Below are 22,823 nucleotides of genomic sequence, written 5' to 3'. Positions count from 1 at the left end.
ACGGGTTAAAAGTTTGAAACTCATCCCTGGTACACATTGAAACGCTATTGTTTCCTATCGCGAAACCCTGGCATCCACCCAGTGTCGTTGCCGACGATAGTGAGGTGAATGCAACAAGCGTGCACAAAGCACTGACCGAATGTCATTTTTTCGTGAAAAACGTTACGGGAATGTAAAAACCGCATAAGCACGGGCTTTTTAAACCGTTTGGTTCTCGCTTGGCGCGCGGGTGTTACCCCCTTTTGGTGGACCACCAAACCCGCACCTGAGCAAAACGTTACCTATTGACCCTCCAAGTGGGTAGGTGCTGGACCTCTTTGAGGCACGGCTGGGTCATTTTGGTGCATCCCTTCGAAGCCCGAGTTAGGGTGGTTCAAGTGTCCCGCTGCCTCGAAAGGGTGCGTGCAGGCGATCCATTTGCCTCAAGGCTTCCTGCGCATTCACCGTGAAGCCGTGAGCATTCGGCGTTATGCTGGGCGCCTGAATTGACCTGCCGAACGGAGTGCCTACGTGTTCGCTTTAGATCAACGCCTGCAACAAGACACATTGGCCATCGGGGACTTTCCGCTTTGCCGCCTGCTGCTCTCCAATGATGCGAATTACCCCTGGTTCATCCTGGTACCGCGTGTCAACGGTATCAGCGAAGTGTTTCAGCTGGATGTCGCCGATCAACAGACGTTGTGGCAGGAAACGACGAGCCTCGCACAGCTGCTGAACGAAGGCCTGGCCGCCGACAAGATGAACATCGGCGCGCTGGGCAACGTCGTCAGCCAGTTGCATGTGCATGTGATCGTGCGCAAGCGCGATGACGCAGCCTGGCCGGCGCCGGTGTGGGGCAAGCATCCGGCCCGTCCCTACAGCGCGGAGCAAGTGGTGGCGATCCGCAGTCGATTGCGTGAATTACTGCCCGCCGACTTCATTTTTACCCAGGACTGAACCATGGACCTGCAACAACGCGTCACCGATCTGGAAAGCCGCCTGGCCTTCCAGGACGACACCATCGAAACCCTCAATGACATCCTGGTCGCCCAACAGCAAGCCGTGGAGCGCCTGCAATTGCAGATGATCGCGTTGCTCAAGCGCCAGGAAGAGATGGGCGGCCAGTTTGAAACCTCGGAAGAAGAAGCACCGCCGCCGCACTATTGAATGAGCGCGCAATAAAAAACCGCGATCCAGCCAACGCCGGATCGCGGTTTTTTTTGCAGCGCAGGCTGGAATCAGCGACGCGGCAGGGCAGCGATTACATCTTCAGCTTGCAGGCCTTTGTCGCGGTTCATCACCGAGAACTCCACGCGCTGGCCTTCGACCAGGACGCGGTGGCCTTCACCGCGGATAGCCCGGAAGTGGACGAAGATATCGTCGCCCGAGTCGCGCGAAATGAAGCCGAAGCCTTTGGAGGTATTGAACCACTTGACGGTCCCGGTATCCCGGTTGGTCATGTCGTAGTTTTGCGACGCGGCCGCTGGGGACGAACGGTAGAAGCTGATGGCCAGGTGAAGAACGATGGCGACCACCGCAATCACCAGGCTGAGCAGGATGGCCGGGTGGCCGCCCACTTCAGGCATGGGTGCCAGCAGGGTGAGGGTTTGAACGACAACGGTCAGTACCAGCAGCGCGCTGACCAGGTTTTGCAGTTGATGACGCGTGCCTTTGTTCCAGTAAGGAATTACCGGTGCCAGTGTCAGGTTGAGAAGGCCGAACAAGGCCAGGTATAGAGCGTCGTGTTGTTGCAGGTAGGGCAGGCTTTCAGGCTGCAGGCTCGGGATAAAGGACAGCAGCAAAGCTGCAACGCCCGTTAGCAGGTGGACGATTTTCAACATTTTGATTAACTCACGTTAAGACGGATCACAAGGAAGAGCTGACTGGCACGGTTCGCTTCTGAACAATGGGAGGCGTTGAGCACGTGCGCGGGTATCAGCCTATGAGGCGTGCCGCAGAAATGAACGGCAGCCACACGGCGCCTATTTAACAGCAAAGGCTGTGCCTACTCAAATCAAGCATTTCGGGGTGTTGCAATCGCGGCGGCATTTTTGCGCCGAAGGCTTGTCCTAGACGGGTGCAGGTAATTTGAGCGGCCTTTCGAGCGTTTTCCTACAGGACAACAGGCTCGCCGGCCGCTGCCTCGCAAGCGATGCGGGGCGATTTGCCGCACATCGCCTGGACGTGCCGGGCTGCACGAGGCCCGCACTCTTGCTAGAGTGGTCCTGCACCTGATCAATGAATGCTCATCAATTGAAGGGGAAAAACATGGCAATCGATATTGGTATCAGTGAAGAAGACCGTAAATCCATCGTCGACGGACTTTCGCGGTTGCTGTCCGATACCTATGTACTGTATCTGAAGACCCACAACTTCCACTGGAACGTCACGGGTCCCATGTTTCGTACGCTGCACCTGATGTTCGAGGAGCAGTACAACGAACTGGCGCTGGCGGTGGATTCCATTGCCGAGCGGATCCGTGCCCTGGGCTTCCCGGCGCCGGGTGCCTACTCGATCTATGCCCGCCTGTCTTCGATCAAGGAAGAAGAGGGTGTGCCGAGCGCCGAAGAGATGATCAAGCAGCTGGTGGCCGGCCAAGAGGCCGTCACTCGCACCGCACGTGGCATTTTCCCGTTGCTCGACAAAGTCAGCGATGAACCGACGGCGGACCTGTTGACCCAGCGTATGCAAGTGCACGAAAAAACTGCCTGGATGCTGCGCTCGCTGCTCGAAAACCAGTAATCGTCGAACCGGGTGGCGTCTGCAGGGCGCCACTCACTGGTTTCCCTGCACTTCCTGGCGTTGTCCTACGACTCCCAGCTCCCGCGTCTTCTGGCCGCTCTTGTGTTCCTGCGGTTTTATAGGCCTACCGTCCAATGGGACAAACCCATGGACTGCTGTTTGGCAAGGGAGTGTCAGGTGTATGTCATGTGGAGTGGGTAAGGGCGTGGAAACCGGTGGTTTTCACAAGATAAAGGTCGATCCCTTCGCTAAAGGGTTCGACATGGGGCTCGCCAAACCCTTATCGCGGTCGGTGCGCCTCAATGGGTTTTCCACGTGCCTGCGGCTTGAACAGATCTATTGGAATATCCTGACGGAAATAGCCAGGATCAATACCTGCTCGGTCAGCGCGTTGTTGTCCTACGTCGACCGCGAAGTGCATCTGCGTTATGGCGGTGTGAAGAACTTCAGCGGGCTGGTGCGGGTGGTGTGCGTCGTTCACCTGTTGAAAGATCGCCTTGGCGCCTCCGGGGCAGTGTGACTGGATGGCTCCAGGGCCCGGCCCGTCCTTCTGGCGGGCCGGGCCTCGGGCAGAAAGCCGGCTGCGCTGCCTCGATTTACCAGATATAATCCCGCGCTTTGCTGCGCATGCCGGGCTATATGCACAACGGCAGGGCGTGGCGCAGTCACGATCTGATCGCCGAGACATCTCCATGCCCATGTACGACTATCAATGTGCTTCCTGTGGTCATCAGTTGGAAGTCATTCAGAAGATCAGCGCCGCGCCGTTGGTCGATTGCCCAGCCTGTCAGGCACCTGAGTTGAAAAAAATGTTGTCCATGCCGGGCTTCCGCCTGAGCGGCAGCGGCTGGTACGAGACCGATTTCAAGACCGGCGCCAAGAAGAACCTGGCGGGCGGCGACAAAGCAGACTGAGTTGAACTCTACGCGCAGGCTCCTGCATTATCCGTCCCCTGCTTTAATGTACGGTGGCGCGGCAGGCCTGCCACCGAATTTCGAATTACGAGAAGTGAAACCACTACCATGATGCGCAGCCACTATTGCGGCCAATTGAACGAGACCCTGGAAGGTCAGGAAATCACCCTTTGCGGATGGGTTCACCGTCGCCGCGACCACGGCGGGGTGATCTTCCTCGATATCCGTGATCGTGATGGTCTGGCCCAGGTGGTGTTCGATCCCGACCGCGCCGAGAGCTTCGCTGCCGCCGACCGCGTGCGCAGCGAATACGTCGTGAAGATTACCGGCAAGGTGCGCCTGCGCCCGGCCGGTGCGGTGAACAAGAACATGGCGTCCGGCGGCATTGAAGTGCTGGGCTATGAGCTGGAAGTGCTGAACGAGTCGGAAACCCCGCCGTTCCCACTCAACGAATATTCCGACGTTGGCGAGGAAACTCGCCTGCGCTATCGCTTCCTGGACCTGCGTCGCCCGGAAATGGCCGAGAAGCTGCGTCTGCGCTCGCGCATGACCACCAGCATCCGCCGCTTCCTCGACGAGAACGGCTTCCTCGACGTCGAAACCCCGATCCTGACCCGCGCCACCCCGGAAGGCGCGCGTGACTACCTGGTGCCTAGCCGTACCCACCCAGGCAGTTTCTTCGCCCTGCCGCAATCGCCGCAATTGTTCAAGCAACTGCTGATGGTGGCCGGCTTCGACCGTTACTACCAGATCGCCAAATGCTTCCGTGACGAAGACCTGCGCGCCGACCGCCAGCCTGAATTCACCCAGATCGACATTGAGACCAGCTTCCTCGATGAAAAAGAGATCATGGGCCTCACCGAACAGATGATCCGCAACCTGTTCAAGGAAGTGCTGGACCTGGAATTCGGTGACTTCCCGCACATGACCTTCGAAGAAGCCATGCGCCGCTACGGTTCCGACAAGCCGGACCTGCGCAACCCGCTGGAACTGGTGGACGTGGCCGACCAGCTGAAAGAAGTCGACTTCAAGGTGTTCAGCGGCCCGGCCAATGACCCTAAGTGCCGCATTGCCGCCCTGCGCGTGCCGGGCGGCGCGAGCATGCCGCGCAAGCAGATTGACGACTACACCAAGTTCGTCGGCATCTACGGTGCCAAGGGCCTGGCGTACATCAAGGTCAACGAGCGCGCCAACGGCGTTGACGGCCTGCAATCGCCGATCGTTAAAAACATTCCGCTGGACAACCTCAACGCGATCCTCGATCGCGTCGGTGCAGTCGATGGCGACATCGTGTTCTTCGGTGCCGACAAAGCCAAGATCGTCAGCGAGGCCCTGGGCGCGCTGCGCATCAAGCTCGGTCACGACCTGAGCCTGCTGACCTGCGAATGGGCGCCGATGTGGGTTGTCGACTTCCCGATGTTCGAAGAAAACGACGACGGCAGCTTCAGCGCCTTGCACCATCCGTTCACCGCGCCGAAGTGCTCCCCGGCCGAGCTGGAAGCCAACCCCGCCGGCGCGCTGTCCCGTGCCTACGACATGGTGCTCAACGGCACCGAGTTGGGTGGCGGTTCGATCCGTATCCACCGCAAAGAGATGCAGCAAGCGGTGTTCCGTCTGCTGGGCATCAACGAAGCGGAACAGGAAGAGAAGTTCGGCTTCCTGCTCGACGCGCTCAAATACGGTGCGCCGCCCCATGGTGGCCTGGCGTTCGGCCTGGACCGCCTGGTGATGCTGATGACCGGCGCCCAGTCGATCCGTGAAGTGATTGCGTTCCCGAAAACCCAGAGCGCCGCGGACGTCATGACCCAGGCCCCGGGTGTGGTGGATGCCAAGGCACTGCGCGAACTGCACATCCGTCTGCGCGAGACGCCGAAGGCTGAGTAAGGCTGCTGCGTGAAAGCGCGATAAGGTTGTAAGCAGTCAAAAAGGCGCATCTTCGGATGCGCCTTTGCGTTTGAAAGAGGGAAATCTCGCCGGCGGCGGGATTGATAGGTTTCTAGAGAATTTCGGAGTTGTGTTATGGCTGGCCATTCCAAGTGGGCGAACATCAAGCACCGCAAAGAGCGTCAGGATGCCAAGAAAGGCAAGATCTTCACCAAGTGGATTCGCGAACTGACCGTCGCCGCCCGCCAGGGTGGGGGTGACCCGGGTTCCAACCCGCGCCTGCGCCTGGCGCTGGACAAGGCGCTGGGCGCCAACATGAGCCGCGACATCATCGACCGCGCCGTGGCCCGTGGTGCCGGTGCGGCCGATACCGACGACATGGTCGAATTGACCTATGAAGGCTACGGCCCGGGCGGCGTGGCGGTGATGGTCGAATGCATGACCGACAACCGCAACCGTACCGCTGCAGCGGTGCGCCATGCCTTCAGCAAGTGCGGCGGCAACCTGGGGACCGACGGTTCGGTGGCCTACCTGTTCGAGCGCAAGGGGCAGATTACCTTTGCACCGGGCACGGATGAAGACGCGCTGATGGAAGCGGCGATGGAGGCGGACGCCGACGACGTCGTCACCCACGAAGATGGCTCTATTGACGTATTCACCTCGTTCGCCAGCTTCTACTCAGTGCGCAATACCCTGGAAGCCGCAGGCTTCAAGGGCACCGATGCGGAAATCGTGATGCTGCCGACCACCAGCGCCGAACTTGACCTGGACGGTGCGCAGAAGGTGTTGAAGCTGCTGGATATGCTCGAAGACCTGGATGATGTGCAGAATGTGTATTCGAATGCCGACATCCCGGAATCCGTGGCTGAACAGCTAGGCTGAGAAAAATGTCGTTCAAAATGTGGGAGGGGGCTTGCCCCCGATGAGGGAGTGTCAGTAGGCACATTTGTGACTGACCCACCGCCATCGGGGGCAAGCCCCCTCCCACATTGGGTTCTCGGTGTATCAAAAAATATGTTTATTTAATCCGCAGGCGTTATGACTTTAATCCTAGGTATCGACCCCGGTTCGCGCATCACCGGTTTTGGCGTGGTGCAACAGACTCCGCGCGGCTGCGTGTATGTCGCCTCGGGCTGCATCCGCACCGGCGCGGGGGAATTGGCCGAACGCCTGCAGATCGTCTATCGCGGGGTGCGGGAAGTCATCCAGACCTACGGTCCGGTGACCATGGGCATCGAAAAAGTCTTTATGGCCAAGAATGCCGATTCGGCGTTGAAGCTTGGCCAGGCGCGTGGTGCGGCCATCGTGGCGGGGGCCGAGGAGGGCATGGAAATCGCCGAATACACCGCGACCCAGGTCAAGCAGGCCGTCGTGGGTACGGGTGGGGCGAATAAAGAGCAGGTGCAGATGATGGTCATGCACATGCTCAAACTCACCTCAAAACCCCAGATCGACGCCTCCGACGCCCTGGCCATCGCCATTTGCCACGCCCACACCCGCTCCAGCCTGCTGCCCCATGGTTTGGGCGCGGCACGCAGTCGTGGCGGACGCCTGCGTCTCTGATAGCATCAGCGCAATCGTTATTTCCGGTCAGGCCTGCTCTGACCCCAAGCTTTAAGGATCTGAACCGTGATTGGACGCTTGCGCGGTACCCTGGCTGAGAAACAGCCGCCGCACCTGATTCTGGATGTGAATGGATTGGGTTATGAGCTTGAAGTGCCCATGACCACCTTGTACCGCTTGCCTTCGGTCGGCGAGCCGATAACCTTGCACACGCATTTAGTCGTGCGCGAAGACGCGCAACTGCTCTATGGTTTCATCGGCAAGCGCGACCGCGACTTCTTCCGCGAGCTGATTCGGCTTAACGGCGTCGGGCCGAAATTGGCCCTGGCATTGATGTCGAGCCTGGAAGTGGATGAACTGGTACGTGCCGTTTCAGCCCAGGACACCTCGGCCCTGACCAAGGTGCCGGGTGTGGGCAAGAAAACCGCCGAGCGCCTGCTGGTGGAACTCAAGGACCGTTTCAAGGCCTGGGAAGTGGTGCCGAGCATGTTCGCCCTGGTACCGAACCAGCCGGATATGCCGGCAGGCCAGGTCGCCAGTGCCGAAAGCGATGCGGTCAGTGCGTTGATCTCCCTGGGCTACAAGCCGCAGGAGGCCAGCAAGGCGGTATCGGCCATCAAGGACAAGAACCTGAGCAGTGAAGACATGATCCGCCGAGCCCTGAAGGGAATGATTTAAGTGATAGAAGCTGATCGTCTGATCGCGGCCACCGGTCCGCGCGACCGTGAAGAAGTCCAGGACCGCGCCATCCGCCCCCTGAGCCTGGCCGACTACATCGGCCAGCCCACCGTGCGCGAGCAGATGGAGCTGTTCATCCAGGCCGCACGCGGGCGCAGTGAGTCGCTGGATCACACGCTGATCTTCGGCCCGCCGGGCCTGGGTAAGACCACCCTGGCCAACATCATCGCCCAGGAAATGGGCGTGTCGATCAAGTCCACGTCCGGCCCGGTCCTGGAGCGCCCTGGCGACCTGGCCGCTTTGCTGACCAATCTGGAGCCTCACGATGTCCTGTTCATCGATGAGATCCACCGGCTGTCGCCGATCGTCGAGGAAGTGCTGTACCCGGCGATGGAGGACTTCCAGCTCGACATCATGATCGGTGAAGGCCCGGCGGCCCGTTCAATCAAGCTCGACCTGCCGCCGTTCACATTGGTGGGTGCCACGACCCGCGCGGGCATGTTGACCAACCCGCTGCGAGACCGTTTCGGCATCGTTCAACGTCTTGAGTTCTATAGCACGGCAGACCTTGCGACCATCGTCAGCCGTTCGGCGAGCATCCTTGGCCTGCCGCTGGACCCGGAAGGCGCGTTCGAAATCGCCCGGCGCGCCCGCGGTACACCACGGATCGCCAACCGCTTGCTGCGCCGTGTGCGCGATTTTGCCGAGGTGCGCGCCAAGGGGCATATCACCAAGGCGGTCGCGGACCTGGCCTTGAATCTGCTGGATGTGGACGAACATGGCTTCGATCATCAGGACCGGCGTCTGCTCCTGACCATGATCGAGAAGTTCGACGGCGGCCCGGTGGGCGTGGACAGCCTCGCTGCCGCCATCAGTGAAGAGCGTCACACCATCGAGGATGTGCTGGAGCCCTACCTGATCCAGCAGGGCTACATCATGCGCACGCCGCGGGGCAGGGTGGTGACGCGGCATGCCTATCTGCACTTTGGGCTAAACATCCCGTCACGATTGGGAGACATGCCTGTGGTAGACGAATTTCTCGATGCAGTGGACGATTAAAAAATTTGTAGGAGCGAGCTTGCTCGCGAAAAACGCCAACGATAACGCAGTGTGTCTGGTTATACGCGGCGGCCTCAGGTCCTTCGCGAGCAAGCTCGCCCCTACAGGGTATTTGCCATGTGGGGTGATTTATCCGAGCTTTGTGCTGTCCCAGTGTCTGGTGTCGTCATTTGAGTCACTGAAGAAAGTTTCAGGAATGAAAAAACAGTTGTCCAGCCGGATTGGCAACCTGAGGAGTAAGCACTAGAGTATGCGCGCGCAAAACGGGGATCAGTCGTTCGCACATCGCTGTCGCGTTTATTACGAGGACACTGATGCCGGCGGCATCGTTTATTACGTCAATTACCTGAAATTCATGGAACGGGCTCGAACCGAGCGGCTCAGGGAGCTGGGCTTTGCCCAATCCACGCTGGCAGGGGAGGACCTGTTATTCGTCGTGCATTCCAGCGAGGCGCGTTACCACGCACCGGCGCGACTGGACGATGAGTTGCTGGTCAGCGCTGAAGTCGTCGAATTGAACCGTGCCAGCCTGCGATTCAAGCAGCAGGTCAGGCGGGCTACGGATGCAACGCTGCTCTGTGAGGGGCAGTTCCTGGTGGCGTGTGTACGCACCAACAGTTTGAAACCTCGGGCCATTCCCGAAACTCTACGTGCGGCCTTTGCTGCCGTGAGCGGCGCGGGTAAACAATCAAAGCAGGAGATTTAGCGTGGAACCTACCGTCGTCGACCATTCCTCGATGTGGAGCCTGGTCAGTAATGCCAGTGTCGTGGTGCAACTGGTCATGCTGACCCTGGTGGCCGCATCGGTTACCTCTTGGGTCATGATTTTTCAGCGCAGCAACTTGCTGCGTGCCGGTCGACGCGCCCTGGAGAGCTTCGAGGAGCGCTTCTGGTCGGGTATCGACCTGTCCAAGCTGTATCGCCAGGCCGGCAGCAATCCGGACCCGGATTCGGGCGTCGAGCAAATCTTCCGCGCCGGCTTCAAGGAGTTCTCGCGCCTGCGCCAGCAGCCGGGCGTTGATCCGGAAGCCGTGATGGAAGGCGTGGCCCGCGCCATGCGCGTGGCCATCTCCCGCGAAGAAGAGAAGCTGGAGCAAAGCCTGCCGTTCCTGGCGACCGTCGGCTCCGTCAGTCCGTACATCGGCCTGTTCGGTACCGTATGGGGCATCATGAACTCCTTCCGCGGTCTGGCCCAGGCCCAGCAGGCGACCCTGGCCACCGTGGCCCCGGGCATTGCCGAAGCCCTGATCGCCACCGCGATCGGCCTGTTCGCCGCTATCCCCGCAGTAATCGCCTACAACCGTTTTGCCGCCACCAGCGAAACCTTGATCGGCCGTTACTACACCTTCGCCGATGAATTCCAGGCGATCCTGCACCGTAAAGTGCACACCAGCGAAGAATAAGCAGGTAATTCCCAATGGCTTTAATCGCTCGAGCTCGCAAAAAGCGCAAGCCGGTCGCCGAGATGAACGTAGTGCCCTACATCGACGTGATGCTGGTGCTGCTGGTCATCTTCATGGTGACCGCGCCGATGCTCAACCAGGGCGTGAAGGTTGATCTGCCCAAGGTTTCCAGTGAAGCCTTGCCGCAGGACAACAACACTCAGGTCCTGACCATTTCGATCAAGGCTGACAAGACCTACTACTGGAACCTTGGCAGCGAAGTCGACACGCAGAAGCAGCAGGACAAGGCCTTGACCTTGCCGGCGATGACGGATGCCGTGACCAAGATCATTCGCTCCGGCAACGAAGGCGGCAAGCACACCCAGGTGTTCATCCGCGGTGACAAGTCGGTCGACTACGGTTCCGTCATGGGCGCCATGGGCGGGCTGCAGAAGGCCGGCGTGGGTAACGTTGGCTTGATTACCGAGGCACCCTGATGCAGCAACAGCGAGAGCCGTCCGCCTCGGAAAGCTACTTCTGGCCTGGCGTGTGGGCAATTGCCCTGCACGTGCTGGTGTTCGGCATGCTGTTCGTCAGCTTTGCCATGACCCCGGACCTGCCGCCAGCCAAGCCGATCGTGCAGGCGACCCTGTATCAGCTGAAATCGAAAAGTCAGGCCACCACCCAGACCAATCAGAAGATTGCGGGTGAGGCCCAGAAGTCGGCTGCGCGCCAGACCGAAGTCGAGCAGATGGAACAGAAGAAGGTCGAGCAGGAAGCGGTGAAGGCTGCTGCGGAACAAAAGAAAGAAGAGGCGGCTCAAAAGGCCGAGGAATCGAAAAAAGCTGACGAAGCCAAGAAAGCCGACGAAGCGAAAAAGGCTGATGAAGCCAAGAAAGCCGAGAAAGCCGCCGAAGCCAAAAAGGCCGAAGAGAAACAATTGGCTGATATAGCCAAGAAGAAGTCCGAAGAAGAAGCCAAGAAAGCTGCCGAAGAAGAGGCCAAGAAAAAGGCCGCTGAGGAAGCCAAGAAAAAGATCGTCGAAGACGCGAAGAAGAAAGCCGCCGAAGACGCCAAGAAAAAAGCTGAAGCAGACGAGGCGAAGAAGAAAGTCGCCGACGACGCGAAGAAGAAAGCTGCCGCCGACGCCTCCAAGAAAAAGGCCCAGGAAGCAGCCCGTAAATCCGCCGAAGAGAAAAAGGCCCAGGCCCTGGCAGATTTGCTTTCCGACACGCCGCAGCGTCAGCAAGCCTTGGCCGATGAACGTGGCGATGAAGTCGCGGGCAGTTTTGACGACCTGATCCGGGCGCGGGCAGCGGAAGGCTGGACACGTCCACCTTCGGCACGTAAAGGCATGACAGTAGTGCTGCAGATCGGCATGTTGCCGGACGGTACGGTGACTTCGGTCAGCGTGGCCAAGTCCAGTGGTGACGGTTCGTTCGACAGTTCGGCGGTTGCCGCAGTCAAGAATATTGGCCGGTTGACCGAGATGCAGGGAATGAAACCAAGCGACTTCGCTCCCTATCGTTCATTCAAGATGACATTCACACCTGAGGATCTAGCCTTGTGAGAAACCTTCTTCGAGGAATGCTTGTCGTTATTTGCTGTATGGCAGGGATAGCGGCGGCGGATGAAAAGAACATCCTGGTTACCAGCGGCAGCGATCGGGCCACCCCGATCGCGGTAGTACCGTTCGGCTGGCAGGGCGGCAGCGTGCTGCCGGATGACATGGCCCAGATCGTCAGCGACGACCTGCGCAATTCCGGCTACTACGCACCGATTCCAAAGGGCAACATGATCAGCCAGCCCAACCAGGCCAGCGAAGTCGTGTTCCGTGACTGGAAAGCGGTGGGCGCGCAGTACCTGATGGTCGGCAACATCACGCCGGCCGGCGGTCGCCTGCAAATCACCTACACCTTGTTCAACGTGGCCACCGAGCAGCAGGTCCTGACCGGCAACGTCTCCGGCACCGCTGAACAACTGCGTGACATGGCCCACTACATTTCGGACCAGTCGTTTGAAAAACTCACCGGTATCAAAGGGGCGTTCTCGACGCGCCTGTTGTATGTGACGGCTGAGCGTTTCTCTGTAGACAACACTCGCTACACCCTGCAGCGTTCGGACTACGACGGTGCGCGTGCAGTGACCTTGTTGCAGTCGCGTGAGCCGATCCTGTCGCCGCGCTTCGCGCCGGACGGCAAGCGTATTGCCTACGTATCGTTCGAACAGAAGCGTCCACGTATCTTCGTCCAGCACATCGATACCGGCCGTCGTGAGCAGATCACCAACTTCGAAGGCCTCAACGGTGCACCGGCCTGGTCGCCGGATGGTTCGCGCCTGGCATTCGTGCTGTCCAAGGACGGCAACCCGGATATCTACGTGATGAACATGGCCTCGCGTCAGCTCTCGCGTGTGACCAGCGGCCCAGGTATCAACACCGAACCGTTCTGGGGTAAAGATGGTTCGACCATCTATTTCACCTCTGACCGTGGCGGCAAGCCTCAGGTCTACAAGGCAAATGTGAACGGTGGCGGCGCGGAACGTGTGACCTTTATCGGTAACTACAACGCCAATCCCAAGCTTTCGGCCGATGAAAAGACGTTGGTAATGATTCACCGTCAGGATGGTTTCACTAATTTCCGGGTTGCGGCCCAGGATTTGCAGCGCGGAACCGTGAAAATCCTTACAGATACCAACCTTGATGAGTCAGCCACTGTTGCGCCCAACGGCACCATGGTAATCTACGCCACCCGCCAGCAGGGCCGGGGAGTCTTGATGCTCGTGTCCATCAACGGACGCGTAAGGCTCCCGCTTCCTACCGCACAAGGCGAAGTCAGAGAACCATCCTGGTCCCCTTACCTGAACTGACGCGGCGCTACAAAAAGAAGTACTTAACACACTGGGGTTCATTAGGAGTTTCACGATGGAAATGCTGAAGTTTGGTAAGTTTGCTGCTCTGGCTCTGGCTCTGTCCGTAGCCGTTGGTTGCTCCTCTAAAGGCGGCGACAATGCCGGTGAAGGCGCAGCTGTTGATCCAAACGCTGGTTACGGCGCTAACACTGGTGCAGTCGACGGCTCCCTGAGCGAAGAAGCTGCTCTGCGCGCGATCACCACTTTCTACTTCGAATACGACAGTTCGGACCTGAAGCCAGAAGCCATGCGCGCTCTGGACGTTCACGCCAAGGACCTGAAAGCTAACGGCGCTCGCGTTGTTCTGGAAGGTAACACTGACGCCCGTGGTACTCGTGAGTACAACATGGCTCTGGGCGAGCGTCGTGCGAAAGCCGTTCAGCGCTACCTGGTATTGCAAGGTGTTGCTCCAGGCCAACTGGAACTGGTTTCCTACGGTAAAGAGCGTCCAGTTGCAACTGGCAACGACGAGCAGTCGTGGGCTCAGAACCGTCGCGTCGAACTGCGTAAGTAATTCGTCATGCGAACGTGCCGTCGTGCTCTGACTGTATTGGCTCTCAGCCTCGCACCGCTTGCGGTGTGGGCTGCGGTTCCTGTAACGGATAGCAACTCTGGCTATAACAATAGCGGCAGCAGTTATCCGCCAGCGGGTTATGGCACGAACGGCGCCTATGCTGGGGGGGCGGCTACGGCCGCGCCCTCGGCACAGGGCGAGCTGTTCAACCAGCTGCAACGCATGCAGGATCAATTGGCCCAGCAACAAGGCGCCATTGAAGTTCTGCAGAATCAAGTGAATCAACTCAAGCAAGAAGGCCTGGAACGTTACCAGGATCTTGATCGACGTATTGGAGCCGGTGTTGCACCTGCCGCTACTCCTGATAATTCTTCTGCCGGTGGCGCGCCCAGTGCCGCTGCCGGTGGTGCTGCTGCCGGTGGCGCAGTAGCGGGGGCCGCAGCGGCTGCCCCTGCCGCGAGCAGCGAACCGGGCGATCCGGCGAAGGAAAAACTGTATTACGATGCAGCCTTCGACCTGATCAAGGCCAAGGACTTCGATAAGGCCAGCCAGGCCTTTACCGCGTTCCTGCGCAAGTACCCCAATAGCCAGTACGCGGGCAATGCCCAGTACTGGTTGGGTGAGGTCAACCTGACAAAAGGTGATTTGCAGGGGGCGGGCCAGGCGTTTGCCAAGGTCAGCCAGCTGTACCCCAAGCATTCCAAGGTGCCGGACTCGCTGTATAAACTGGCTGACGTAGAACGCCGCCTGGGTCATACCGACAAGGTCAAAGGCATTCTGCAGCAGGTGGTTGCCCAGTATCCGGGCTCCTCCGCCGCGCAGCTGGCCCAGCGGGACCTGCAACGCTTGTAAGCAATGCAGCCCGTTTAGAAGAAACCCGCGCCTGGCGCGGGTTTTTTCGTTAGAATCCACGCCCTTTTATGACACACGCTTCCTGGGGTTGACGCGTTGGCGCGATCCCTTGAAGTGCCTGACGGAGGCGGACAGCCTGTTTAGCTGTTACGCCCGTGGCGACTATGCAAGACACATTACGTATTACCGAAGTTTTTTACTCGTTGCAGGGTGAAACGCGCACTGCCGGCCTGCCTACCGTATTCGTACGACTCACTGGCTGCCCCTTGCGTTGTCAATACTGTGACAGCGCCTATGCCTTCAGCGGCGGCACCCTACGCACCCTGGATGACATCCTGGAGCAGGTTGCCGGTTACCGGCCGCGCTACGTCTGTGTGACGGGCGGCGAGCCATTGGCGCAACCCAATGCCATCCCCTTGCTTAAACAGCTGTGTGACGCAGGCTACGAGGTGTCGCTGGAAACCAGCGGCGCCTTGGATATCTCTGCGGTAGATCCGCGTGTCAGCCGAGTGGTCGATCTAAAGACCCCTGACTCCAAGGAAGCCCACCGCAATCGCTACGAGAACATGGACTTGCTGACGGCTAACGATCAGGTCAAGTTCGTCATCTGCTCTCGTAATGATTATGACTGGGCGACTTCCAAGCTGATCCAGTATGGGCTTGAACGTCGAGCAGGGGAGGTGCTGTTCTCCCCGAGTCATCACGACCTCAACGCGCGCGAGCTTGCGGACTGGGTAGTGGCGGATAACCTGCCGGTGCGTCTGCAATTGCAGTTGCACAAATACCTGTGGAACGACGAACCAGGTCGCTGATGCGGCTGATGAGAAGGCTGTGGAAGGCCTTCAAACCGCGCCATTTTTAGCTTCAATGCGTTATTTCTGATTTTTTTCAAATAAGGTGTTGAATAATCCTTAGAAATCAGTATTATACGCGCCACCACACAGCGGGTCGTTAGCTCAGTTGGTAGAGCAGTTGGCTTTTAACCAATTGGTCGTAGGTTCGAATCCCACACGACCCACCATTTTTGGCGGTTTAGAAAATCCGGAAGGCCCACGCAAGTGAGGATTTCCGGGTTTTTTTTTGCCTGTCATTCCGCATCGCCAAATCGACACGCATTGCGCCGTGATCGGTTCATCTCGCTGGTTAGCCCATACACATTCCTGAACGGCAGAACGCTGGGGAACATTGCGCTCAATACGCGTGCCGATGTGTGCCGGCTGCATCAGAACCGTCTTATGTCAATGCTCAAGGATTCGCTGCAACTTAAGCAGGTACCCGAACGGGCGCTCGATTTCGACCGGATGCCGGTGGCCTTCCTTGCACGGTTTATCGCGATTCACGTCTCGGACCATGGGTGGCGATTAACCGGTCAGGAACAGCGCACTGCAAAGGGGTACGTCTATCTTAAGCAAATCGACTTATCTGAACAGCAGAGGAACTTTCTTGTGCAACAGTTTGAACCCGATACTTTGGTCCGCAATCCAGTGGGCAATCCTGTCGTCGCGAGTGTCACGGTGAAGAGCGATGCGCGCAGCGTGTGGAATGTCGTTGGGGATTTCGCCGGTTTCGCAACGTTTATCCCTGCGCTGGCGCATATCGAAATGACGGGCGAGGGCGTGCGTTCGGTGCGCAAGAAACTGTTCAAGGACGGCAATGTGGTGATTGAGCAACTCAATACCCATGACGATCAAGCGATGGCCATGACCTGGTCACTGCTCTACACCTCGCTGAACATCGGCAACCTCTGGGCGGTGATGCAGGTTGTGCCTGACGGTGACAACCAGAGCCAGGCGACCTGGACCATCATTGGTCAGCCGCACACTGGCAGCAAGGAGGACGTGCCGGCATTCGAGGCGTTCCTGCAGGGTTTTGCCGACGATGCGATGAAGAACGTGCAGGCGCTCTTCAACGGATGAGCAACAAGTGCCGGGGCGCCCACCGTGCCGGCACTGTCGGGTGAACGGTAGAAACGCAAAAGGCCATTCGCGAGAATGGCCTTTTTTTGTTGCGAACCGATAATCAGCCGCCTGCTGATTGCTCGTTCAACAGGAAGGCGTGCAGCGCTTCCATCGTCATGCTTCCCAAGTCTTCGCCTGCGCGCGAGCGCACGGTGACAGTACCGTTTTCTTTTTCGCGCTCACCGACCACGAGCAAGTAAGGCACGCGTTGAAGAGTGCTTTCACGAATCTTGTAGCCGATTTTCTCATTGCGCAGATCAGCTTCCACCCTGAACCCAAGCTGGACCAGGTCATTGCGTGTCTGGTCGGCATAATCGTTCTGTGCATCAGTGACCGTCACGACGATGGCCTGCACCGGCGCAAGCCAGAGCGGGAACTGACCGGCATGGTGTTCGATGAGAATGCCAAGGAACCGCTCCAGGGAGCCCACGATTGCGCGGTGCAGCATGACCGGCTTGCGTCGTTGCGAATGCTCATCGACGTATTCGGCGCCCAGGCGATCCGGCATGTGATAGTCGACCTGCATCGTGCCTACCTGCCATTCACGCCCGATGGCGTCACGCAGGTGGTACTCGATCTTGGGGCTGTAGAACGCGCCTTCGCCCGGCAGTTCTTCCCACTCCACATCACACTCGGACAGGGCTTCACGCAACAGGTTTTCGGCCTTGTCCCACACTTCGTCGCTGCCCAGGCGTTTGCCTGGCTCAGGACGCAGTGCGATTTTTACCGCAATGTCAGTGAAGCCGAAGTCGGCATAAACCTTGACTGCCTGGTAATGGAACGCCTTGATCTCGGCCGCGATTTGCTCTTCGGTGCAGAAAATGTGCCCGTCATCCTGGGTAAATGCGCGCACCCGCATAATGCCGTGCAAAGCGCCCGAAGGCTCGTTGCGGTGGCAGCCGCCGAACTCGCCGTAACGGATCGGCAGTTCACGGTGGCTGCGCAGGCCATGCTTGAAGATTTGGATGTGGCCGGGGCAGTTCATCGGCTTGAGTGCGTACTGGCGGTTTTCGGACTCAGTGACAAACATGTTTTCTTTGTAGTTGTCCCAGTGCCCTGATTTCTTCCACAAGGTGCTGTCGAGTACTTGCGGCGACTTGACTTCACGGTAGCCGCCATCGCGGTAAACCCGGCGCATGTACTGTTCGACCGTCTGCCACAACGACCAGCCCTTGGGGTGCCAAAAGACCATGCCTGGCGCTTCTTCTTGTTGGTGAAACAAGTCGAACTGTTTTGCCAGTTTGCGGTGATCACGCTTTTCAGCTTCTTGAAGTTGGTTCAAGTAGGCCTTGAGCTCTTTTTCGTTGCCCCAGGCAGTGCCGTAGATACGGCTGAGCATGATGTTGTTGGAGTCGCCGCGCCAGTAGGCACCAGCCACTTTCATCAGTTTGAAGGCGCCAAGCTTCGCTGTGTTGGGCACATGCGGCCCACGGCACAGGTCGGTGAACTCGCCCTGGGTATAAAGTGAGAGCGTTTCCCCGGCGGGTATGGCGTCGATGATTTGCGTCTTGTAGCTTTCGCCCAGTTGTTCAAAAAACGCCAGTGCTTCATCCCGTGGTAATTGCGTACGGGTAACCGGTAGTTGTTCTTTGACGATCCTGGTCATTTCGGCTTCGATGAGCGGAAGATCGTCCATTGTGAAAGGACGAGGTGCCACGAAGTCGTAATAGAAGCCATTATCAATAACGGGGCCTATCGTTACTTGCGTGCCGGGGTACAGGCGCTGAACCGCCTGTGCCATCAAGTGGGCCGTCGAATGGCGTATCAGCTCCAGCGCTTGCGGGCTTTTGGTCGTGACAATCTCTACGGTAGCGTCTGTTTCCAGGAGGTAGCTGGCATCGACCAGCGTGCCGTCGACCTTGCCGCCAATCGTCGCGGCAGCGAGGCCTGCGCCAATGGATTGAGCCAGCTGTTGCACAGTCAAAGCTTCTGGAAAATCTCTGCGACTGCCGTCCGGTAGAGCGATAGTGACCATATGTAAGGGTGCTCGAATATTAATAGTTTCTAACGGGTGAATGCATCGTGTATAGGCACATGAGCTTATAAGCAACACATCCTGTGTATGCTGCCTGAGCGTCTGGAACTGCGGTGTGCAACCATATCACGATATGTTCCATACATATTCATTGGCGAGATAGGGTTTCATTTTGTTAGTGGTTTCCAACCATTCCCGGTAGGGGTCACTGGCTTTGACGATGCCGCTGCCGGCGTAGACATGAATGTGCGATTCGGTGAGCTTGACCGTGCGAATGGCCAGCGCGAAGTTGGCATCATCTCCCAGGGTGAAGTAACCAAGCCCACCGGTAAAAAAGCCGCGGTCGATTTGTTCATAGCGACGAATACGTTCGCCGCAGACGGCCAAGGGTTTCCCCCAGATCGTGGCGGGTGGATAGACCGCCGCCAAGGCATCGAATACGTTCAGCCCTGCTTTTACCGTGCCACTGATCAAGCTCTTGAGGTGTTGCACATAACCCAGGTCGATTACGCTGCGCGACTCGCGCAAGTCCAATGAGCCGTTCTCGCAGACCGTGGCCAGCTGTTCAAGAAAGAGACCGGCTGCGGTTTCATGCTCCTCGAGTTCCTTCAGGTCGCTGGTGAGTTCGTGCCGATAGCGGGCGTTTTTTTCACCCTCGCTCGAGCCTTTGCGGGTTCCCGCCAAGGGCTCGACAACCAGCAGGTCGTTGTCCTTGCGCAGCAGCGTCTCGGGTGAAATACCGACCCAGGCCACCTGGTCGGCCCATCGGAAGACGAACTCGTAATGCGGGTTGGGGCGCGGTGCCACCAGGCGCAGCAGCAGTGCGGGTGAAATTGGCCGTTCGAGGGTCAGTTTGACTTCACGGCCAATGACCACTTTGTCTGCATCGGTGCAGGCAAGCTCGTTCAACAAACCGACCAGATCGTTGACGTAGTCGGCACACGCAGGAATGTCTTCGCGTTGGGTGATGCGCGGGTTGGCCGTTGGCGTGAAGTCTGCCGCAGAGGCGATGAGGCGCTCGTCGATGGCGTACCAGATATCGTCGTGCAGACAGCTGAACGTCAGCTGCTCGTCGCTGATCCGGCAGAATAGCCGGGGCAGGGTGAAGACCAGTGGTTCACTCAAGTGTTCGGGATGGGTTGCGCAACGCCAGCCTCCGAGGAAAGTCGCAGAAGCGGGCAAGCCATGCTTTTGCATCAACCATGGGCATAGCTGCTCCACAAAGCGGGCCACCGCATCAAACAACTGTTCATGGAACAATCGCGAAGCGTCCAGTGCCAGCGTCTGCGCCAGACACACCGCCTGCTCGTGCTGCAACTGCAGGTTCAGGTGCGCCCCATCATGGGTGACCACTACGCGAAACTCACTGCCCAGGCCGACCATCGACGTTCGCACGCCGTCGGTATGCTGGCTGAACAAGCCCATGAATTCACCGGCCAGCTTCGGAAAACGCCGCTCCAATACCGGTAACAACGCGGCGCCCAGTTCGTGTGCGTTCAGGTTTGGATAAGGGTTGGCGTAGCTCGACTGTTTAGGGGTATTCATCGAGACTCCCGATAGGCATGGGCCAGATGACTGCATAGCTGCAAGGTTTTTTGAAAATCGAAGAAGGGCACTGCGTCTTCATGGCGCTCAGGGGCCGCAAGACTGGAGGCGTGGCTGCGAACTTCCAGGGCGATGCCACTCAACCGGCTGTCGAGGGTCCTGTGCAGATTCAGGGTCTGATCCCATTGCTGGGCGACGCTTTGGGTCAGGCTGCAGGTCGCTGGGTGCGCGGTGTGCCTATTGAGTGGGTCACATAACCAGATTACGGGCGATCGTTGTGTCTGCAGGGCGCGGATCGCTTCGCCCACTGCTTGGGTGCCATCTGCGGTATTGGCAATCAGGAGGATTTTGCCCGTTTGACGCTCAGGGTTGAGGCGCTCCACGATGTTGACCAGCGTGTGCGTATCCAATGGCCCCCCGAGGCGAAGGGCGATGGGGTTGTCCAGGCCACGGGCAAATTCCACGTAGCAACTGTCGCTGAACAGGTTGCACGCCTCGATCCACAGTAACGATGCACTGGAGGCATAGAAACCCGAGTGACGGGTGCGACGTACCAGGGCTTCTTCATAGTCCAGATGCGCGCACTCATGGCTGGTATGGATCGCCGATGCCTTGGCGCGCAACCGCTGCATTGCCGCTTCAGTGGCCTCGTAAGCCCACAGCAGGCGATTGGCGTCCGGGCGCCGGGCCCACGGCGTTGGCGCCTGGCAGTTGACCATGTCGCCAAAGTAGCGATCCAGCGTGATGCCGTCGACGAGTTCTGTGGCGTCAGGTTGGGTGTGCGCATAACTGCCGGCGACCGAGCCGATTGCCAGTACTGGCAGGCCCAGCATCAATGCGAGGTAGCGGCTCAACGATTCAACCGTCTTGAAGCGTTGATCGAACGTGGCGTGGGTAACATCGTTCAGGCTTTGTTCACGTTGGCCCATCAGCTGCACGAACGTGTGCCCTTGCGCTGCGTGCACGAGTGCCCGTCGCAGCCGGACAATGTCGTCTTCACTGACCAGCCCGGGCAGCCGTGACAGTTGCTTGAGCACGGCGGGCAGCTGCTTGCCTTGATAGTTAGGCATGTGCCGGCGCTCTTTATCGCGCCAGCTTCCCGGTCGCCAGGATTGCGACGCGTATACCGAATCGAGATTCAACACTTCAAGCCTCCAGGCAGTACTCGACATCAATGGCGATAGGCGACTCACTCAAAGGTGGCCCCACCGTCAACGACCAGGTTTTGCAGGGTTATGTGGTTCGCATCGCCAGACAGCAGAAAGGCCACTACCGCAGCAATATCCTGCGGCTCGGCGATTTTTTGCAGCGGAATCCCGAGTCGATATTGCCCGGGGTCGCCCGCTATGATGCGCTGCTCGGTCTGCGGTCCTTCACCGGCAATGGTTGCCAGCATGGAGGTGCGGGTCGAGCCGGGCGATACGACATTGCAACGAATTCCCTGAGCGGCGAACTCCAGGCCTATGCACCGGGTGAGCATGGCTGCCGCGGCCTTGGACGAACAGTAAGCGCCCATGTTGATGCGCGGCGTGCTGCCGGCATTGGAGGCAACCGTAACGATTGCGCCTTGACCCCGTTCGGCCATACGAGTGGCCACGGCCCTGGAGACGAAGAAGGTACCGTGGACATTCACCTCAAAGGTCGTTTGCCATTCTTCGGCTGACGTAGTGGCAATGCTCTTGGCGACCAGCACACCGGCATTGTTGACCAGCCCGGTCAGCGGGTACTGGTTGTCAATGGCGGCAATGGCCAGTTCCACTTCGTGGGGCCGGGTGATATCGACCACCTTCGGATGCAGCCTGGGTGAGCGTTGTTCGTCTGCCAGCGCTGCCAATGCCTGGGCGTTGTTGTCCAGGGCAAACACATCGGCGCCTTCCTGGAGCAGCAGGCGGGTGATGGCGGCACCGATACCCTGGGCCGCGCCGGTAACGACAATCGACTGATGTTCGAAACGGTTCATGGCTGCTCGCACTCCGTCACAGGCATCCGCGCGCTGAGCAGTTCCCACCAGGCGGTAAACCCGGGCCGTTCGGCAAGCTCCATGAAGCTCACGTCAATGCCGCGCTTGCGCCATTTCTCACTGAGCGTCAGCAGGCGAACCGAGTCGACTCCAGCCTCTTGAGGCGACTCGAGTTCGGCAAGCTCCTCCGTGGGGATGCGCAGTATCGCGGCAATCTCGGCATAAAAATCCGCTTTGTCGTAGATCAGCTTGCCCTGGGTCATCGTGCCTTCCCCAGTTCTGCCAGCATGTCGTCGCAGGACATGATTTTGCTGGAGCAACTGGCCATATGGCGTATCGCCATTTCATGCAAGTCCAGAGAGAAGTCGCCCATGGCATCCGCCACCACGAAGGGCTGGATGTCGCACATGAATGCTTCGGTCGCCGTGACCAGGCAACCGATGTGGGCATACACACCACAGATAATCAGTTGGTCGCGGCGGCCCTCCTGCAAACTCTTGAGAAGAGGCGATTTGGCAAAGGCGCTGTAGCGATGCTTGACCAGCACCTCGTCGCGTTCGGCGGTGGGTTCAAGCCCTGCGACGATGTCCTTGGCGTTGCCTTCCTCGGGCATGCCCGGCCCCCAGAAGTCCGTCAGCAAGCCGCGGTCGTCACTGGATTGGTTGCCCGGCTGGGCGGTGTAATACACCGGAATATTCAGCGCATGGCAGCACTCCTTGATGGCGGCGATACGGTGTATCACGCCATCGATGAACGCCTTGGAGGCGTAAGGCGCCAGGAAGTAATTCTGCATATCGTGGATCAACAGCGCCGCACGGGACGGCTCGACGGTCCAGTCCAACGGTTTGCGTTGCAGTGCCACTTCGCTCGGTGCGCGGTATTCCATGATTTTCGGGATTGCCATTATT

General features: G+C 58.7%; 26 protein-coding genes and 1 tRNA gene. 20 read left to right on the top strand and 7 right to left on the bottom strand.

Annotated elements, in window-relative coordinates; genetic code table 11:
- Window positions 1–510 precede the first annotated feature (510 nt).
- A complete protein-coding gene (locus PspCFBP13528_RS19690) occupies window positions 511–936 on the top strand; it encodes an HIT domain-containing protein (protein ID WP_137201287.1) in 426 nt (141 codons plus the stop codon).
- A gap of 3 nt (window positions 937–939) precedes the next feature.
- Window positions 940–1,146, top strand: a complete 207-nt coding sequence (locus tag PspCFBP13528_RS19685; RefSeq protein WP_137201286.1) for a SlyX family protein — start codon at window positions 940–942, stop codon at window positions 1,144–1,146.
- 71 nt (window positions 1,147–1,217) lie between these two features.
- Here PspCFBP13528_RS19685 and PspCFBP13528_RS28080 read toward each other — a convergent pair whose 3' ends face one another.
- Window positions 1,218–1,820, bottom strand: a complete 603-nt coding sequence (locus PspCFBP13528_RS28080; protein WP_005790922.1) for a cold-shock protein — start codon at window positions 1,818–1,820, stop codon at window positions 1,218–1,220.
- A 427-nt stretch (window positions 1,821–2,247) separates the two neighbouring features.
- On the opposite strand from PspCFBP13528_RS28080, the gene PspCFBP13528_RS19675 reads away from it, so the two are divergent.
- The 18 genes from PspCFBP13528_RS19675 to PspCFBP13528_RS19590 all read left to right on the top strand — a co-directional run bounded on the left by PspCFBP13528_RS19675 (window position 2,248) and on the right by PspCFBP13528_RS19590 (window position 16,393).
- The gene (locus PspCFBP13528_RS19675) at window positions 2,248–2,721 is read left to right on the top strand and encodes a Dps family protein (protein WP_003193874.1); all 474 of its coding nucleotides are present in this window, start codon (window positions 2,248–2,250) and stop codon (window positions 2,719–2,721) included.
- Between the two features lie 181 nt (window positions 2,722–2,902).
- Window positions 2,903–3,241, top strand: a complete 339-nt coding sequence (locus tag PspCFBP13528_RS19670; protein ID WP_065949328.1) for a ribbon-helix-helix domain-containing protein — start codon at window positions 2,903–2,905, stop codon at window positions 3,239–3,241.
- A gap of 172 nt (window positions 3,242–3,413) precedes the next feature.
- On the top strand, window positions 3,414–3,635 hold the full coding sequence (locus tag PspCFBP13528_RS19665; RefSeq protein WP_065949329.1) for a zinc ribbon domain-containing protein: 222 nt from the start codon (window positions 3,414–3,416) through the stop codon (window positions 3,633–3,635).
- A 108-nt stretch (window positions 3,636–3,743) separates the two neighbouring features.
- Entirely contained in the window at window positions 3,744–5,519 is a 1,776-nt protein-coding gene (aspS, locus tag PspCFBP13528_RS19660; protein ID WP_137201285.1) for an aspartate--tRNA ligase, read from the top strand.
- 135 nt (window positions 5,520–5,654) lie between these two features.
- A complete protein-coding gene (locus tag PspCFBP13528_RS19655) occupies window positions 5,655–6,401 on the top strand; it encodes a YebC/PmpR family DNA-binding transcriptional regulator (protein ID WP_065949331.1) in 747 nt (248 codons plus the stop codon).
- Between the two features lie 156 nt (window positions 6,402–6,557).
- The gene (ruvC, locus tag PspCFBP13528_RS19650) at window positions 6,558–7,082 is read left to right on the top strand and encodes a crossover junction endodeoxyribonuclease RuvC (protein ID WP_019821257.1); all 525 of its coding nucleotides are present in this window, start codon (window positions 6,558–6,560) and stop codon (window positions 7,080–7,082) included.
- A gap of 66 nt (window positions 7,083–7,148) precedes the next feature.
- Window positions 7,149–7,760 (top strand): Holliday junction branch migration protein RuvA, encoded by a 612-nt coding sequence (ruvA, locus tag PspCFBP13528_RS19645; protein WP_003175802.1) that lies wholly within the window; start codon window positions 7,149–7,151, stop codon window positions 7,758–7,760.
- Entirely contained in the window at window positions 7,761–8,819 is a 1,059-nt protein-coding gene (gene ruvB / locus PspCFBP13528_RS19640; RefSeq protein WP_065949332.1) for a Holliday junction branch migration DNA helicase RuvB, read from the top strand.
- Window positions 8,820–9,069: 250 nt separating this feature from the next.
- Window positions 9,070–9,525 carry a tol-pal system-associated acyl-CoA thioesterase gene (gene ybgC, locus PspCFBP13528_RS19635; RefSeq protein WP_065949333.1) on the top strand — a complete coding sequence of 152 codons (456 nt, stop codon included), beginning with the start codon at window positions 9,070–9,072 and terminating at the stop codon, window positions 9,523–9,525.
- 1 nt (window position 9,526) lies between these two features.
- On the top strand, window positions 9,527–10,222 hold the full coding sequence (gene tolQ / locus PspCFBP13528_RS19630) for a protein TolQ (RefSeq protein ID WP_015885609.1): 696 nt from the start codon (window positions 9,527–9,529) through the stop codon (window positions 10,220–10,222).
- 23 nt (window positions 10,223–10,245) lie between these two features.
- Complete coding sequence (gene tolR / locus PspCFBP13528_RS19625) at window positions 10,246–10,698, top strand: protein TolR (RefSeq protein WP_161793227.1); 453 nt, start codon at window positions 10,246–10,248, stop codon at window positions 10,696–10,698.
- Complete coding sequence (gene tolA / locus PspCFBP13528_RS19620; RefSeq protein ID WP_034115767.1) at window positions 10,698–11,771, top strand: cell envelope integrity protein TolA; 1,074 nt, start codon at window positions 10,698–10,700, stop codon at window positions 11,769–11,771. Before tolR ends, tolA begins: the two co-directional genes overlap by 1 nt.
- A 17-nt stretch (window positions 11,772–11,788) precedes the next feature.
- Window positions 11,789–13,069, top strand: a complete 1,281-nt coding sequence (gene tolB / locus PspCFBP13528_RS19615) for a Tol-Pal system beta propeller repeat protein TolB (RefSeq protein WP_065887603.1) — start codon at window positions 11,789–11,791, stop codon at window positions 13,067–13,069.
- 55 nt (window positions 13,070–13,124) lie between these two features.
- Window positions 13,125–13,625 carry a peptidoglycan-associated lipoprotein Pal gene (gene pal / locus PspCFBP13528_RS19610; RefSeq protein ID WP_003193861.1) on the top strand — a complete coding sequence of 167 codons (501 nt, stop codon included), beginning with the start codon at window positions 13,125–13,127 and terminating at the stop codon, window positions 13,623–13,625.
- A 6-nt stretch (window positions 13,626–13,631) separates the two neighbouring features.
- The gene (gene ybgF / locus PspCFBP13528_RS19605) at window positions 13,632–14,477 is read left to right on the top strand and encodes a tol-pal system protein YbgF (RefSeq protein ID WP_065949334.1); all 846 of its coding nucleotides are present in this window, start codon (window positions 13,632–13,634) and stop codon (window positions 14,475–14,477) included.
- A 164-nt stretch (window positions 14,478–14,641) separates the two neighbouring features.
- The gene (gene queE, locus PspCFBP13528_RS19600) at window positions 14,642–15,289 is read left to right on the top strand and encodes a 7-carboxy-7-deazaguanine synthase QueE (RefSeq protein ID WP_065949335.1); all 648 of its coding nucleotides are present in this window, start codon (window positions 14,642–14,644) and stop codon (window positions 15,287–15,289) included.
- A gap of 133 nt (window positions 15,290–15,422) precedes the next feature.
- A tRNA-Lys gene (locus PspCFBP13528_RS19595) sits at window positions 15,423–15,498 on the top strand.
- 424 nt (window positions 15,499–15,922) lie between these two features.
- Window positions 15,923–16,393, top strand: a complete 471-nt coding sequence (locus tag PspCFBP13528_RS19590) for an SRPBCC family protein (protein ID WP_065949336.1) — start codon at window positions 15,923–15,925, stop codon at window positions 16,391–16,393.
- A gap of 103 nt (window positions 16,394–16,496) precedes the next feature.
- Here PspCFBP13528_RS19590 and thrS read toward each other — a convergent pair whose 3' ends face one another.
- The 6 genes from thrS to PspCFBP13528_RS19565 form a co-directional block, all read right to left on the bottom strand.
- Window positions 16,497–18,410, bottom strand: coding sequence for a threonine--tRNA ligase (thrS, locus tag PspCFBP13528_RS19585; protein WP_065949337.1), 1,914 nt, complete (start codon window positions 18,408–18,410; stop codon window positions 16,497–16,499).
- A 126-nt stretch (window positions 18,411–18,536) separates the two neighbouring features.
- Window positions 18,537–19,955, bottom strand: coding sequence for a chorismate-binding protein (locus PspCFBP13528_RS19580; protein ID WP_157829716.1), 1,419 nt, complete (start codon window positions 19,953–19,955; stop codon window positions 18,537–18,539).
- Window positions 19,952–21,127 carry a 3-deoxy-7-phosphoheptulonate synthase gene (locus tag PspCFBP13528_RS19575; RefSeq protein ID WP_083217903.1) on the bottom strand — a complete coding sequence of 392 codons (1,176 nt, stop codon included), beginning with the start codon at window positions 21,125–21,127 and terminating at the stop codon, window positions 19,952–19,954. The genes PspCFBP13528_RS19580 and PspCFBP13528_RS19575 overlap by 4 nt, the downstream gene beginning before the upstream one ends.
- Window positions 21,128–21,144: 17 nt before the next feature.
- Complete coding sequence (locus PspCFBP13528_RS19570; protein ID WP_137201283.1) at window positions 21,145–21,915, bottom strand: 2,3-dihydro-2,3-dihydroxybenzoate dehydrogenase; 771 nt, start codon at window positions 21,913–21,915, stop codon at window positions 21,145–21,147.
- Window positions 21,912–22,178, bottom strand: coding sequence for a phosphopantetheine-binding protein (locus tag PspCFBP13528_RS27715; protein ID WP_065949341.1), 267 nt, complete (start codon window positions 22,176–22,178; stop codon window positions 21,912–21,914). The genes PspCFBP13528_RS19570 and PspCFBP13528_RS27715 overlap by 4 nt, the downstream gene beginning before the upstream one ends.
- Window positions 22,175–22,819: an isochorismatase family protein gene (locus PspCFBP13528_RS19565; RefSeq protein WP_065949342.1), complete on the bottom strand. Its 645-nt coding sequence runs from the start codon at window positions 22,817–22,819 to the stop codon at window positions 22,175–22,177. The genes PspCFBP13528_RS27715 and PspCFBP13528_RS19565 overlap by 4 nt, the downstream gene beginning before the upstream one ends.
- Between the last annotated feature and the right edge of the window lie 4 nt (window positions 22,820–22,823).

This window comes from Pseudomonas sp. CFBP13528 (assembly GCF_005233615.1).
Classification (GTDB): domain Bacteria; phylum Pseudomonadota; class Gammaproteobacteria; order Pseudomonadales; family Pseudomonadaceae; genus Aquipseudomonas; species Aquipseudomonas fluorescens_AM.
Note: the sequence above shows the minus strand (reverse complement) of the source record. Positions and strands in the feature narration are given on the sequence as shown.